The 14498-nt window shown below is 64.6% G+C and carries 9 protein-coding genes; 3 read left to right on the top strand and 6 right to left on the bottom strand.

Annotated features, from left to right (window positions below; translation table 11 throughout):
- Positions 1-36: 36 nt before the first annotated feature.
- Together SB765_RS02785 and SB765_RS02780 are read right to left on the bottom strand one after the other, a co-directional pair.
- Complete coding sequence (locus SB765_RS02785; RefSeq protein ID WP_341798744.1) at positions 37-3165, bottom strand: efflux RND transporter permease subunit; 3129 nt, start codon at positions 3163-3165, stop codon at positions 37-39.
- A gap of 11 nt (positions 3166-3176) precedes the next feature.
- A complete protein-coding gene (locus tag SB765_RS02780) occupies positions 3177-4352 on the bottom strand; it encodes an efflux RND transporter periplasmic adaptor subunit (protein ID WP_410930887.1) in 1176 nt (391 codons plus the stop codon).
- A 216-nt stretch (positions 4353-4568) separates the two neighbouring features.
- On the opposite strand from SB765_RS02780, the gene SB765_RS02775 reads away from it, so the two are divergent.
- Together SB765_RS02775 and SB765_RS02770 are read left to right on the top strand one after the other, a co-directional pair.
- Positions 4569-5270 carry a response regulator gene (locus tag SB765_RS02775; RefSeq protein ID WP_410930886.1) on the top strand — a complete coding sequence of 234 codons (702 nt, stop codon included), beginning with the start codon at positions 4569-4571 and terminating at the stop codon, positions 5268-5270.
- 6 nt (positions 5271-5276) lie between these two features.
- Positions 5277-6575: an ATP-binding protein gene (locus SB765_RS02770; RefSeq protein WP_410930885.1), complete on the top strand. Its 1299-nt coding sequence runs from the start codon at positions 5277-5279 to the stop codon at positions 6573-6575.
- Here SB765_RS02770 and SB765_RS02765 read toward each other — a convergent pair.
- From SB765_RS02765 to nrfB, 4 genes are all read right to left on the bottom strand, one after another.
- Entirely contained in the window at positions 6550-7641 is a 1092-nt protein-coding gene (locus SB765_RS02765; protein WP_410930884.1) for a diguanylate cyclase domain-containing protein, read from the bottom strand. The two genes, SB765_RS02770 and SB765_RS02765, sit on opposite strands and share 26 nt — an antisense overlap.
- 125 nt (positions 7642-7766) lie before the next feature.
- Positions 7767-8606 carry a DUF4434 family protein gene (locus SB765_RS02760; RefSeq protein ID WP_410910375.1) on the bottom strand — a complete coding sequence of 280 codons (840 nt, stop codon included), beginning with the start codon at positions 8604-8606 and terminating at the stop codon, positions 7767-7769.
- On the bottom strand, positions 8606-11611 hold the full coding sequence (locus SB765_RS02755; protein ID WP_410930883.1) for a phage receptor: 3006 nt from the start codon (positions 11609-11611) through the stop codon (positions 8606-8608). The genes SB765_RS02760 and SB765_RS02755 overlap by 1 nt, the downstream gene beginning before the upstream one ends.
- Complete coding sequence (gene nrfB / locus SB765_RS02750; RefSeq protein ID WP_410930882.1) at positions 11608-13782, bottom strand: cyclic di-3',5'-guanylate-activated glycosyltransferase NrfB; 2175 nt, start codon at positions 13780-13782, stop codon at positions 11608-11610. The genes SB765_RS02755 and nrfB overlap by 4 nt, the downstream gene beginning before the upstream one ends.
- Before the next feature lie 192 nt (positions 13783-13974).
- On the opposite strand from nrfB, the gene SB765_RS02745 reads away from it, so the two are divergent.
- Positions 13975-14406, top strand: a complete 432-nt coding sequence (locus SB765_RS02745; protein WP_016499485.1) for a PACE efflux transporter — start codon at positions 13975-13977, stop codon at positions 14404-14406.
- Positions 14407-14498: the final 92 nt, after the last annotated feature.

Raw genomic sequence — 14498 nt, 5'->3', positions numbered from 1 at the left:
CCGGGAACCCTCCCATTTCACACGGGGCTTGTCCAGTCAGCTTTCGCTGATCCCAACTTGTGCGTTGGCGTCACGCGCCTGACGCCGTCCCGCAAGGCGCATCACCACCACGAAGAACACCGGCACAAACACCACCGCCAACGTGGCGCTGAGCATGCCGCCGATCACCCCGGTGCCGATGGCCTGCTGGCTGGCCGAGCTGGCGCCGCTGGCAATGGCCAGGGGTACCACGCCGAGGATGAACGCCAGCGAGGTCATCACGATGGGCCGCAGGCGCAGGCGGGCGGCCTGTACGGCGGCGTCTGCGGCGTCCATCCCTTGGTCGACCAGGTGCTTGGCGAACTCGATGATGAGGATGGCGTTCTTCGCCGACAGGCCGATCAGGGTAATCAGGCCAACCTTGAAGAACACGTCGTTGGGCATGCCGCGCAGGGTCACGGCCAGCACCGCGCCCAGGATACCGAGCGGTACCACCAGCAGCACGGCGGTCGGGATCGACCAGCTTTCGTACAGCGCTGCCAGGCACAGGAACACGATCAGCAACGACAATGCCATCAGCATCGGCGCCTGGCTGCCGGACAAACGCTCCTGCAGCGACAGGCCGGTCCACTCCAGGCCGGCGCCGGGCGGCAGCTGCGCCACCAGGCGTTCGATTTCGGCCATGGCTTCGCCCGAACTGTGGCCGGCTGCCGGCTCACCGGAAATCGACACCGCCGGGTAGCCATTGTAGCGGGTCAACTGCACCGGGCCGCTGACCCACTTGGCCTGGACGAATGCGCCCAGTGGCACCATCTTGCCGCTGTTGTTGCGTACGTGGATTTTCAGCAGGTCTTCGACCTGGCTGCGCTGGTCGCCTTCGGCCTGCACCACCACCCGCTGCATGCGGCCCTGGTTGGGGAAGTCATTGACGTAGCTGGAGCCCACCGCCACATCCAGTACCGAGCCAATGTCGGCGAACGACACGCCCAGGGCATTGGCCTGGCGGCGGTCGATCTCCAGTTGCACCTGCGGGCTTTCGGCCAGCGAGGCTTCGCGCACGTTGGTCAGTACCTTGCTTTTGCCGGCATTGGCCAGCAGCGTGTCGCGGGCGGCCATCAACTCGGCGTGGCCCATACCACCGCGGTCCTGCAGGCGGAACTCGAAGCCGGTCGACTCACCCAGGCCGTCGATAGGCGGCGGCAGCACCGAAAACGCCACGGCGTCCTTCAACTGGGAGAAGGCCGCGCTGGCGCGGTCGGCAATCGATTGGGCGCTGTCGTCGGCACCACGCTCGGACCAGTCCTTGAGGGTGGTGAACGTCAGCGCTGCATTTTGCCCGCTACCAGAGAAGCTGAAGCCGAGGATCACGGTGGTGTTGCCCACGCCGGGTTCTTCGGCATTGTGTGCCTCGATTTGCGCGGCCACCTGCTCGGTGCGCATGCGGCTGGCCCCTGGTGGCAGCTGGGTGTCGGTGATGGTGTAGCCCTGGTCTTCGGTGGGCAGGAATGCCGTGGGCAACTGGCTGAAGCCATAGCCCAGCACCGCCAGCAGCACCGCGTACACCAGCAGGTAGCGGCCGCTGCGCTTGAGCGCCTGCACCACCCAGCGCTGATAGCCGTTGCTCATGCTTTCAAAGCGCCGGTTGAACCAGCCGAAGAAGCCTTTGCGTTCATGGTGCTCGCCCTTGGCCACCGGTTTGAGCAAGGTGGCACACAGCGCCGGGGTGAGGCTGAGGGCCAGGAATGCCGAGAACAGGATCGACACTGCCATCGACAGCGAGAACTGCTGGTAGATCACTCCCACCGAGCCCTGCATGAAGGCCATGGGCAGGAACACCGCCACCAGCACCAGGGTGATGCCGACGATTGCACCGCTGATCTGGCCCATGGCCTTGCGCGTTGCTTCCTTGGGCGGCAGGCCTTCCTCGGCCATGATGCGCTCGACGTTTTCCACCACCACGATGGCATCGTCGACCAGGATGCCGATGGCCAGCACCATGCCGAACAGGGTCAGCACGTTGACCGAGAAGCCCATGGCCAGCATGACCGCGAAGGTGCCCATCAGCGCCACCGGCACCACCAGGGTGGGGATCAGGGTGTAGCGCAGGTTCTGCAGGAACAGGAACATCACCGCGAACACCAGCAACATGGCTTCGAACAGGGTGGTAATGACCTGCTCGATGGACACCTTGACGAACGGCGAGGTGTCGTAGGGGATGTCGTACTTGACGCCTTCCGGGAAGTAACGCGCCAGTTCCTGCATTTTCGCCCGCACCAGGGTGGCGGTTTCCATGGCATTGGCACCCGGCGACAGCTGCACGCTGAACGCGGTGGCCGGCTTGCCGTTCAGGCGCGTGCCGTACTGGTATTCCTGGGCGCCGATCTCGACCCGGGCGACATCACCGACGGTGACCGTGGAGCCATCCAGGTTGGCGCGCAGGACAATGGCGGCAAATTCCTCGGGGGTGCTCAGCTGGCCCTTGACCACCACGTTGGCGGTGATTTCCTGGGTGTCGCGGCTGGGCAGGTCGCCGATGCTGCCAGGCGCGACCTGAGCGTTCTGCGCCGCAATGGCCTCGGCCACGTCGTTGGGCGTCAGGTTGAAACCGATCAGCTTGCCCGGGTCGATCCAGATGCGCATGGCGCGCTCCGAACCGTACAGCTGGGCCTTGCCGACGCCCTTGAGGCGGCGGATCTCGTTCATCACGTTGCGCGCGAGAATGTCCGACAGTGCGGTTTCGTCGAGCTTGCCGTCTTCAGAGGTGAGGGTGCCCAGCAGCAGGAAGCCGGTGGACACCTTTTCCACTTGCAGGCCCTGCTGGGTGACCGGGCGCGGCAGGCGCGACTCGACCACCTTCAGGCGGTTCTGCACGTCGACCTGGGCCAGGTCCGGGTTGGTCCCCGGGGCAAAGGTGGCGGTGATGGTGGCGCTGCCCAGGCTGCTCTGCGACTCGAAGTACAACAGGTTGTCGGCGCCGTTGAGCTCCTGCTCGATCAGGCTCACCACGCTTTCGTCCATGGTCGCCGCCGAGGCGCCCGGGTACACGGCGTAGATTTCCACCTGCGGCGGTGCCACGTTGGGGTACTGGGCCACCGGCAGCTGCGGGATGGCCAGCGCACCGGCCAGCAGGATGAATAGCGCGACCACCCAGGCGAACACCGGGCGGTCGATGAAGAATTGCGGCATGAATCAGGCCCTCACTGGCCGGTGTGCTGTGCGATGGGCGGTGCCCCGGATGCGTTGTCGACCTGCACCTGGTCACCGGCCTTGACGTGTTGCAGCCCCTCGACCACCACCCGCTCGCCGGGGGCCAGGCCTTCGCTGACGACCCAGCGGTCGCCTTGGGCGCTGCCCAGTACCACCTGGCGATCGCTGACCCGGGCCTGCTGGTCCACCACCAGCACCTTGGGCACGCCGGCACTGTCGCGCAGGATGGCGCGCTGGGGCACGCTCAGGCCCTTGGGTTGCACGGCCTGCTCCAGGCGTACGCGCACGTAGCTGCCGGGCAGCAGGTCGAGGTCCGGGTTGGGGAACTCGCTGCGCAGGGTGATCTGGTTGGTGGTGGGGTCGACGCTGATGTCGGAGAACAGCAGCTTGCCGGGCAGTGGGTAGGCGCTGCCGTCGTCCTGGATCAGCGTGGCGCGGGCCTGGCCGTCGCCCACCTGCTGCAGTTCGCCTGCGCGCAAGGCGCGGCGCAGGGCGTTGAGCTCGCGGGTAGACTGGGTAACGTCGGCATGGATCGGGTCCAGCTGCTGGATGGTCGCCAGCGGGGTGGTCTCGCTCTGGCCGACCAGTGCGCCTTCAGTGACCAGGGCACGGCCGATACGGCCGGAAATCGGTGCCGTTACTGTGGCGTAGCCGAGGTTCAGGCGGGTGCGTTCCAGGGCAGCCTTGGCGGCGGCCACTTCGGCATCGGCCTGCAGGAAGCTGGCCTTGGCGTTGTCATATTCCTGGCGGCTGACAGCCTTGTCGTCGACCAGTTCGCGGTAGCGCTGCTCCTGCAAACGCGCCTGGTACAAGGTGGCCTCGGCCTTTGCCAGGGTGGCGCGGGCGCTGTCATGATCAGCCTTGAATGGCGCTGGGTCGATCAGGAACAGCACATCGCCCTGTTTGACGTCACTGCCTTCGCGGTACACCCGCTTGAGCACCACGCCCGCGACGCGTGCGCGCACTTCGGCGGTGCGCGGCGCCAGGATGCGGCCGCTGAGTTCGCTGCTGATAGCCAGTGGCTGCAGTTGCAGGGTTTCTACCCGCACTTGCGGTGTGGGGGCTTTTTCGTCTTGCTCGGCGCTGTCGCCACAGCCGGCCAGGGACAGGCTCAGAAACGCCATGAGCGCCAATGGGCGCAGGCGAGGGGGGAGGGTAGTAGGCATGCGGATCTTCCGATGATGACCGCGCCTATGGTACGGCAGGTACTGCCCATGCGGCTGTTAACACCTGTAGGGCGAGTGTGAAAAAGTGTGAAGAACAATCCTTTCGAGCGGCTGGGTTCTATATTCTGCGTATGCCTGTGCCGGCCTCTTCGCGGGTAAACCCGCTCCCACAGGGATCGCGTACAGGCCTACCTCAACCCAGATTCCCAAGCACCTATGCCGAATATTTTCCTGGTCGAAGACGACAGCGCACTGTCCGAGCTGATCGCCAGCTACCTGCAACGCAACGACTTCCATGTCCAGGTGATCGCCCGGGGCGATCATGTGCTGGACGAATATCGTCGGCAAAAGCCTGACCTGGTCATCCTCGACCTGATGCTGCCGGGTATCGATGGCCTGCAACTGTGCCGCCTGCTGCGCCAGGAGTCACAGACCCTGCCGATCCTGATGCTGACCGCCCGCGACGACAGCCATGACCAGGTATTGGGCCTGGAAATGGGCGCCGACGACTACGTGACCAAGCCCTGCGAGCCCCGCGTGTTGCTGGCCCGCGTGCGTACCCTGCTACGCCGCAGCAGCGTCAACGAGCCGCGGCTGGATAGCGACCTGATCCTGATCGGAGGCCTGCGCATCGACCTGGCCGAGCGCACGGTCAGCTGGCGCGGCGAAGAGGTGGAGCTGTCCAGCGGCGAGTACAACCTGCTGGTGGTGCTGGCGCGCAATGCCGGCGAAGTGCTGAACCGCGACCGCATTTTGCAGCAGCTGCGCGGCATCGAGTTCAACGGCACCGACCGTTCGGTGGACGTGGCCATCTCCAAGCTGCGGCGCAAGTTCGACGATAACGCCGGCGAAGCGCGCAAGATCAAGACCGTGTGGGGCAAGGGCTACCTGTTCAGCCGCGTCGAGTGGGAGTGCTGACCGGCCATGCTCAAAATCCTGGTGCGGTTGTATCTGGTGATCATCGTCGCCTACGCCGGTGCGTTGCTGTTCATTCCCGATACCATCGTCGGCCTGTTCCAGGAACGCTTCATGGCCTACAACCTGGACCAGGCCAAAGGTGTGCAATCGTTGATCGTGCGCCAGTTCCACCACGCCCCGCGCGAGCAGTGGCCGGCCGTGGAGAAAGACCTGGCCAATGCGTTCGCCCCGCTGGAGGTGAAGCTGCTGCGCATGGGCCAGGCCGAACTCAGCGCGGATGAGCAAGCGCGGCTGCAGCACGGCCAGTACGCGGTGCGAATTGCCGAGTGGGGCTACTACGAAACAGTGCTGGCACCGCTGGACAAGGAGTGGCTGGTGCGCCTGCATGCACCGCCAGACCCGCTGGACATCAATGTGCTGTCGTGGGGCGTGACCGTGCTGATCGGTGCGGCCATGCTGGGCTGCCTGTTGTTATGGGTATGGCCGCACTGGCGCGACCTTGAGCGCCTGAAGGAAACCGCCCGGCGCCTGGGCCAGGGGCAGATGGCCGAGCGCACTCACATTTCGCCGCATTCCAACATTGGTGAGTTGGCCGGGGTGTTCGACACCATGGCCAGTGACCTGGAGCGTCACGTCAACCAGCAGCGCGAGCTGCTCAATGCGGTGTCCCATGAGCTGCGCACGCCGCTGACGCGCCTGGACTTCGGCCTTGTGCTGCTGTTCGACGAAGTGCCGCAGGCCAGCCGCAAGCGGCTGCTGGAGCTGGTGGGGCATGTGCGCGAGCTGGATGAGCTGGTGCTGGAACTGTTGTCCTACAGCCGCCTGTACAACGCCGACCAGGCCCGCGAGCGGGTCGAGGTGTCGTTGCTGGAACTGGTCGACAGCGTACTCGGCGGTTTTGCCGAAGAGCTTGATGGCCGGGGTATCCAGTGGGAAGTAAGGGCCGAGGGCAATTTGCCCCGGTTTGTGCTGGACCCACGGCTGACAGCGCGCGCGGTGCAGAACCTGGTGCGCAATGCCATGCGCTACTGCGACGAAAGCCTGTTGCTGCGCTTGCGTCTGGAGGACGATGGCGCTTGCCTGCTGACGGTGGAGGATGACGGGATTGGTATTCCGGTGGAGGAGCGGGAGCGGATTTTCCAGCCGTTCTACCGGCTGGACCGCAGCCGCGACCGCAACACCGGCGGTTTTGGCCTGGGGCTGGCGATCAGCCGGCGGGCGATCGAAGGGCAGGGCGGGACCCTGACTGTGGCGCAGTCGGCGCTGGGCGGGGCGCAGTTCAGGATTCGCTTGCCAGCTGGGTAGTCCACAGCACGAAACGGTCTTTGCCGGTGTGTTTGGCTTCATACAACGCCTGGTCGGCCTTGATCAGCGCCATGGTTAACGTATCGCCCGCGCTCACCTGTGCCAGGCCGATGCTGATAGTCACCGGATGAGCACCTGAATCTTCACGCACTCTGCGTAGCAATGCCTCTACCCGCTGTTCAGCGCCTTTTTGGTCCAGCCCCTCAAGAAAAATTGCGAATTCCTCGCCGCCCAACCGCGCAAACTCGGCGTCGACCATGGCTGCCTTGATGTGTAGCGCAACGCGTTTGAGTACTTCGTCACCGATGTCGTGGCCGAAACGGTCGTTGACCTTCTTGAAGTTGTCTATGTCGACCATCGCCAGGTACTGCCCGGGGGTTGCCTGATGCAACTGTTGCTCCGCTTTGGCCATGAACGAGCGGCGGTTGGGGATTTCGGTCAGGGCGTCGACGTAGGCTTGCTCGAGCAGCACCTTGGACAGGTAAAAGTTGTGCAGCTTGGTCTTGCGGATCTGCAGGTAGCTGTAGCTGACCAGGCCGCTGAGAAACACTGCGTAGCTGATCAACATGGCGCCTTCGACCGCGTCGGGCTCCATGCGGGTGTGGTAGAACGGGCTGAGGATCACCCAGGTGATGGCCATGGCGCAGAAGAATGACCAGCGCCGCACCGGCAGCACCGACATGGCATACAGCACGGTGGAGACCCCGAGGATCAGCCATACCGGGCGCAGGGCCACCGGGAGGCCTTCGATCACCAGGCGCATGCCCAAGGTGATGACGGTGATGAACAGCAGGTTGAGCACGTCGAAGTGATGGCTGCGGCGGGTAAAGTTCAGCACGACGGCCAGGCAGCCGAGCAGGGAGATGAACAGGTAGGACAGCCAGGTGAAGCCCTGGCCTGCGAGGAAACTGACGATCAGGTCGAAGACCAGCCAGACCAGGATACTCACGCAGATTACCAGCAGGCAGAACGGGCGCATGGACTCGAATTCGTGCTGGCGGAACTCGGCGCGCAGGGCGGCGGGGGCGACCTGCTTGCGTACGTGCTCCTCGATGGTTTTGAACATGGGTGAGCTCCTGGGGGTACTGCTTTGCCAGGCCCGGCCCTTTCGCAGCACAAGGCTGCTCCTACAGGAGGCGTGCGCTATCTGCAGGAGCAGCCTTGTGCTGCGAAAGGGCCAGCCCTGGCGACTCAATTCTGTGGCAAAACACCCCGGGCCCAGGGCCTGTAGCGCAAGTCAAACACCGCCTCGAGATGGCACCCGCCAACCAGTTTCGGCTCCGTAGGTTCAGCCCTGAATACCTGCCCAGGTGCGCTCACCTGGCGGAACGCCTCGCGCACCACGCCTATTCGGCACGGCAAGGCCTGTTCGTAACCCTGGCGCACCAACGGCGGCAATCGCCCGGTGCCGGCGCCATCCTGCCACCACACAGTCAAGCCCAGGCCTGCCAGTTGATCCAGCCAGGCGGCGTTGACCCGGGGCGACAGCTTGCCTGCGCTGAAGGCACTGATGTGCAGAGGCTTGTCCAGTTGGCGGTTGAAGGCCTGTAACTGGCTGAACAGCGCTTCGCGCCGCGCGGGGTCGCGAAAATGCTGGTCGTCCAGCTCCATGGGCAGGTACCAGCCGTCCACCGACAACTGCCAGGCCTGGCGCAATTGCTGGTACTGGGTGAGCGAGCGCCCTAGTTGCGCTTTCCAATAGCTGTTCAGGCCTTCGCCGTCCAGTTCATCCAGACGCTGGTAGTAGGCGGGGTCCATGTACAGCCCCAGCACCACCTGCAGGCCTTGGGCACGTGCGCTGCGCAGGCTGTTGGCCAGCCAGCCCTGGGTGCCGCCGAAGTCGCTGTCGCCATAGGCGCTCCATTGCACGATCAAAGCCTTGCCCCCCTGGGCCACGGTGGCATGCCACAGCTGTTGCCACTGGGCGGGAGTGACATTGGCGTCGCGGTTGAGCGGTTGGTAGAACAGGCGCTGGTCGGCCGTGGCGGGCAGGCACAGGGCAAACAGGCAGAAGGCGAGGATCGCACGCATCAGAAGGTCATCTCCGCACCGACCAGCACGCCGTTGGCGCGCTCGTAAAGATTGCCGCCCAGCGACTGCTGGTACTCGGCACGCACTTTCAGCGAGCCGCGGTAGGCGTTGTAGCGGTCGTCATCGAACCACCATTGCCAGCGCACGCCAACCCCGGCCCGGGCGTCCTGGCGCCAGTCGTTGCTCGGGTCCTGGCTGGAGAACTCGACAAAGCCATAGGGCATGAGGGTTTGCGGGGCACTGCCGGGAAGTTTCCAGGCATGGCCTTGCTGGTAGCGCGACAGCCAGGCGTGATCGCCGGCGCGGGTCCACCAGGCCGCGTCGAGGTAGAGGAAGCGCTCGTTCCAGTCGTCTTCATCCACCCGCCAGTCATTGCGCCAGTCGCCCTGGTCGAGGAACGAGGCGGTGGCGCGCAACAGCAGGTCGTTGCTCGATTCGGCATGGTGGCGCAGGTCGCCCCAGTTGCCACCGACCTTGGCCGGGCTCAGCAGCTGGCCAAGGCTCAGGCCGCGGTAGTGCGCTTCGTCGATCTGCCGCTGGTGGTACAGCTCGGCGTACAGGTTGAGGTTGGCCTGGCCGAGCGGCTTGTAACGCAGGCCGACCCCGGTACCCATGCTTTGCGCATAGTCGGTGCGGCTCTGGCCACCGAACAGTACCCGGCCATACACCGACAGGGTGCTGCCGTTGCGGTTGGGTTCTTCGCCCAGGGCATGGTCCCACATGGCCAACTGCACGTTCTGCGATTGGGCACGGCGTGAGCTGCCGCTGCGCTGGCCGTTGTCGAGGAACTTGTCATTGGTCGAGGTGTCGGCGGGTGACCAGGTGCTGGCCAGGGTGATGGTGTCACGCCGTGACAAGCTTTCGTGGGCTCGGCGCTGGCGGTATTTGCGGGCTTCCAGGCTGCCGTATTCGTCGTCACCGTCGACCAGGTTCTGCTCCACATCGAGGATGCGGCGCAGCTCGCGGCGTGCCGAGGCACTGTCTTCGGCTTCGTCGTAGCGCAAGGCCAGGGTTTCGCCGAGGCGATAATCCTCGGGGAAGTCATGCGTGGCACGCTCCAGGTAGGGGATTGACTGGCGGCGCTGGGCCTTGTCTGTCGAGCCGGCCAGGCGCATGCCGTAGTCGGCACGGTAACGTGGCTGATCGGGGGCCAGGCGCACGGCTTCGGCGAGCCAGGCCATGCTCTGGGCGCTGTCGCCGGCCAGTTGCGCGGTGTTGGCCGCGGCGTAGTAGTGGTCGGCCCGTGGGTTGCTTGCCAAGGCATGGCGCTGGAAACCCAAGGCCGCCTGGTAATTGCCCTGGCGCTGGGCAATGGCTGCGCCCAGTGCCCAGTCATCGGCGCTGTGGTGTGCGGCAGCGTCCCAATAGCGCCGGGCCGCGTCAGCGTCGCCTGCGTTCAGCGCGCCACCGGCGGCCGTGAGGCGGGCGTTGTCGGTCCAGGCGCTGTCCGGCAGGCTGCGCCAGATAGGCAGCGCGGCTTCGGAGTCGCCGGCCGCTTCAAGTGCATAGGCCAACGCCAGGCGGTTGCCGGCGTCGCCCAGGCGCTCGGCGGCCTGGTAGTAGACCACCGCTTCACCGGGCTGGGCGGGCATGGCGCAGCGGCCCAGGGCGCGGTACTGGCCGGGCTCGCGGGGGGTGGACGGCACCGCCTGGCGAACGGCGTCGCACTGGCCGGCCTCGGCCAGGCGGCCGAGCAACTGGGCACGGGTATTGGCATCGACCCGGGGGATCAGGCCGAGCATGCGGTGGCTGTCCAGAGGCCCATCGTTGCGGGCATACAGGTTGCCCAGGCGCTGCAACAGCGATGGGCTGATGCGGCCCTGACGGCGCTCGTAGGCCTGTTCCAGCAGTTGCCGGGCGTGACCGGCCTGGCCCTGTTCCACCAGCAGGAACGTAGCTTGCTCCAGTGCGGCCAGGTCGCCACTTTGCCGGTAGCGGTTTTCCCATTCTCTGGCTGTGCGCGGTTGTGGGGGTTGCGGCGGGTCGCCATACAGGCGTTGCTTGAGCACGGCGTAGGCGCGCGTGTCGGTAGTGGGTGTGCAGCCTTTGAACTGTTCGCGGGCCAGGTCCGGGTCATGGCGTGACAGCCAGTCGACGGTGTCCAGGCAGGGGCGTTGCAGGTCGTTGCTCAGGCGGCGCACCAGTGCCGCATCATCACCTTCGCGGGCCAGCTCCCACAATTGCTGGCGCTGGTCGGGCTGATTCAGTTGATCTGGCGGCAGCGACTGCAACCAGCGCTGGGCTTGCTGATTGTGGCCCATGGCAATGGCGCGGTTGGCCATGGCCAGGCGCGCCTGGTCAGCTGCTTGAGGAGAGGGCGCGCTGGGCAGCAGTTTGTTCAACCCTTTTTCATCCACCTGCTGGACATAGGCATTGGCCAGGCGTTGCCAGTCTTCGGCGGGCAACTGGCCCTTGTCGGCGAGCGGCTGCAGTTGCTCGATGGTTTCCTTCCAGTTGCGCAGTTGTTCGGCGAAGTTGGCCCGGACCAGGCGCAATACCTGGCCGTCATCCCTGGGCGGCAACTGGCTGAGCCAGTCCAGCGCCTTGCCCGCGCCACCGAATTTAGCCAGGCTCAGGCTATAGGCCTGCCACAGGCGCACGCGTTGATTGCCCTCACTGGCAGCCAGCCATTGTTCCACCTGGCTGGCCGGCGGTGGGTCCTGTTCGATCCAGGTCAGGCGCAGCTCGAGCAGGGCGTCGGCGTATTCGGGGCTGCCGTCGAGCTGTGCGGCCAGCGCTTCGGCTTCCTTGTAGCGGCGTTGATGGGCCAGGGCTTCTACCAGCAGTGCGCGGGCCTCGTCGTTGTTCGGCACCCGGCCCAGCACGTGACGGGTCAGGCGCTCGACCTCGGCCCAGTTGTCTTTCTTGGCCTCACGATAGCCGCGGTCCATGAACGGGAAGCTGGTGAACCGCTGGAAGTCGGTCATCGGTGCCGAGGCGTCGATAGGCAGCGCGGCGCAGCACAGCAACAGGCCAGTGAAAGTGAGGGAAAAGCGCGGCTTCATGCCACCTCCCGGGTCAGATCAAGGGCGGCCTGCTGCTCGATGGCCTGTTCGTCAAGCGCCTGCTGCAACACCTGTTGGGTGATGATGCCGCGGGCGATCAGGTGCTCGCCCAGGCTCTGGTGCTCGGGGTCGAAGTCGATCAGCGCCTGGTTGAACAGGGTGACCGGGACCATGCCGCGCACCTGCAACAGCGTACCGAGCATGATCTGGTGGTGGCTGACACGCTCCAGCAGCGCTTCATCGTCCTGATGGCGCTCCAGAATGGCCAGCATGTGGCGGGTTTCCGGCTTCTGCCAAGGGCTTGGGTAGTGGTAGCGCAGGCCCAGGGTTACCCGGCCCTGCGGCGCCAGTCGCACGCGGACCGGGCGTTTCAGGTAGCGGCTGATCACCCCCAGCGACACTTGGCTGACCGGGCTTTCGCTGGCAAGGATCAGCGTGTCGCCGTCTTCGGCAACGGGCAGCACGCCATAGTGCGTCGCCAGTTTGCGTGGCAGTGTGGCAATCAGTTGCGGGTCTAGCTTGAACGGGTTAAGCGGCGCCCAGGGCAGGTCCAGCTGCTCGGCCAGGGTGGCCACCAGTTGTTCGCTGTTCACCCAGCCACGCAGCAGCAGCTCGCGGCCCAGGCGCCGGCGTACCGGGCTGGTGATTGCCTGTTGCAGCTGTTCGTCACTGATCAGCCCTTTGGCCACCAGGCGCTGGCCCAGCGGCGTGCGGGCAGGGGCTGCGATGGCGGGGAATTCATGGGTGGTCTTGTCCCAGGCCACGCGCCGCGAGTCGCCCATTTCCATCACTTGGCGCAGGGCACGCAGGTTGGCGAAGAAGTTGACGAAGTTGCTCCACATCATCCGCGGCGCCGACAGCAGGCCTTCGCCGATGCCGTAGAAACGGGTGACGAACCAGCCGCGCTGGAACAGGCGATTGAACAGCATCAGCCCGTTCAGCCACAGCAGGGTAGACAGCAGCCAACTGTCGCTAAGGATCGACATGAAGCGCCACGAGTCTGGCGCTATCACCGTGACCAGCCACATGGCCAGCAACACCAGCAGCAACATGTTGACCAAAAAGCTCAGCAGGTAGGCGAACAGCCCACGGCGGTCGCGCCAGAGGAAGTAGTTGAGTGCGCCCTTGCGGCTCCAGCCGAGGTTGCTGGTGCCCTGGAACACGATGCCGACGATCCACCGCGACTTCTGCCGGATGGCATGCTGCCAGTCACGCGGAAAGTGCTCGCGCACGCAGATCACCTGGGAGAATTCCCGGCTCATGCCCGGGCGCCACTCCTGCTTCAGGGTCAGCGCCGGGTCGGTGATGGAATAACGGGCGAAAATGCACTTCATGCCCTTTTGCTTCAGACGAAAGCCAATGTCGTAGTCTTCGGTGAGGCTCTGCACGTCGAAGGCAATGCCGTCGCCGTCCTCCAGCAGCGCACTGATGGCGCGGCGGCTGAAGCAGGTACCGACACCGGCGCTGGGCACCTGGCCGGTCAGCGCTTCGCGGACGATGACGTCCTTGCCGTGGTTTTCGGCAAACTCGTCGACATAGTGGCCGGCGGTAAAACCTTTCCATTCCGGTGCGTAGGGGTAGACCGGGATCTGGATCATGTCCTTGTTCGGCAGCAGGTAGTTGAACAGGCGCAGCTCCATGGGCGAGATCACGTCTTCGGCGTCATGCAGGATGAAACCGGCGAACTCGATGCCGGCGTCCTGCTGGAAGCGCAGCAGGGCGTCGATGATGTTGTTCAGGCAGTCGGCCTTGCTGGTGGGCCCAGGGCGTGCGCACACCACCTTGTGCACGTTGGGGTAGTGCAGGCACACCGCGTCGACGTCGGCCTGGGTTTGCGGGTCGTTGGGGTAGGTGCCGACGAAAATCTGGTAGTTCTCGTAGTCGATGGTGGAGGCCGCCAGGCGCGCCATTTCACCGACCACGCCCACTTCGTTCCAGGCCGGGACCATGATGGCAAGGGGTTTTTCCGGCACTTCGTACAGGCGCTTTTCGTCGGCCTTTTCGTACTTGTCATACACGCGAAAGCGCCGGATCAACTTGCGCACCCAGTAGCACAGGTCGATGAACAGGTCGTCCAGGCCCAGCAGGAACATCAGCGAGGCAAGGATGATGGCCAGGATCTTCAGGCCGAACAGCACGTAGGTGAGAAAATCGATGAATGCCAGGCTCATATGGCAGGCACCGGCATGGCAGAGTGGGCCATCGTCTTTATCCTCGCTCGCTTCCCTCGACGAAGTTGTACGAAATGTCACTTCTGTACGGGATAGATACAAGCAGCCCTATACGCTGTTGTCCAAATTTCGGGCTTTTTCTTGTGAGCTACATCTTGTAGCTTTACAGGTCGTTCATTCAGGGAGCTGAACATGCAAGGCAAGGCCCGCAAGATCGTCCAGGCCATTCTCTATGAAGCCATCGCGGTCGCCTGCGTGGCGCCCGCGCTGGAGCTGGCGTTCGGTGCCGGCATGGCGCAGTCGACGGTGCTTTCGGTGCTGATGTCAGGCATCGCGATGAGCTGGAACATGGGCTACAACTGGGTGTTCGAGCGCTGGGAAGCGCGCCAGCGCCAGCGTGAGCGCACATTCATGCGGCGCTTGCTGCACGCCTTGGGCTTCGAGGGCGGGTTGGTGGTGATCCTGCTGCCACTGGTGGCGTACTGGCTGGATGTGAGCCTGTGGGCGGCGCTGCTGACCAACCTGGCGTTGTTCGTGTTCTTCTTCGTCTACGCCTTTGCCTTCCAGTGGGGCTTCGACAAGGTGTTCGATGTGCCGCTTTCGGCGCAGCAAGCCAAGTGTTGACTTTGTGCCGCACTAACGGCTAAGTTCCTACCCTATGAATACATTCCCGCATGTGAACGCCATTATTATTACCGCCATTATCAGCTTGGCGG

It is taken from the genome of Pseudomonas sp. SIMBA_067 (assembly GCF_046534675.1).
Classification (GTDB): Bacteria; Pseudomonadota; Gammaproteobacteria; order Pseudomonadales; family Pseudomonadaceae; genus Aquipseudomonas; species Aquipseudomonas putida.
The sequence above is the reverse complement of the archived record's forward strand: the minus strand, read 5'-3'. Positions and strand labels throughout refer to the sequence as shown.

Bases quoted from the DNA above. Each gene is read 5' to 3' on its own strand.
- SB765_RS02780 (WP_410930887.1), bottom strand. From the start codon at position 4,352: ATGCCTACTACCCTCCCCCCTCGCCTGCGCCCATTGGCGCTCATGGCG.
- SB765_RS02775 (WP_410930886.1), top strand. From the start codon at position 4,569: ATGCCGAATATTTTCCTGGTCGAAGACGACAGCGCACTGTCCGAGCTG.
- SB765_RS02745 (WP_016499485.1), top strand. From the start codon at position 13,975: ATGCAAGGCAAGGCCCGCAAGATCGTCCAGGCCATTCTCTATGAAGCC.
- nrfB (WP_410930882.1), bottom strand. From the start codon at position 13,782: ATGAGCCTGGCATTCATCGATTTTCTCACCTACGTGCTGTTCGGCCTG.
- SB765_RS02765 (WP_410930884.1), bottom strand. From the start codon at position 7,641: ATGTTCAAAACCATCGAGGAGCACGTACGCAAGCAGGTCGCCCCCGCC.
- SB765_RS02755 (WP_410930883.1), bottom strand. From the start codon at position 11,611: ATGAAGCCGCGCTTTTCCCTCACTTTCACTGGCCTGTTGCTGTGCTGC.
- SB765_RS02760 (WP_410910375.1), bottom strand. From the start codon at position 8,606: ATGCGTGCGATCCTCGCCTTCTGCCTGTTTGCCCTGTGCCTGCCCGCC.
- SB765_RS02785 (WP_341798744.1), bottom strand. From the start codon at position 3,165: ATGCCGCAATTCTTCATCGACCGCCCGGTGTTCGCCTGGGTGGTCGCG.
- SB765_RS02770 (WP_410930885.1), top strand. From the start codon at position 5,277: ATGCTCAAAATCCTGGTGCGGTTGTATCTGGTGATCATCGTCGCCTAC.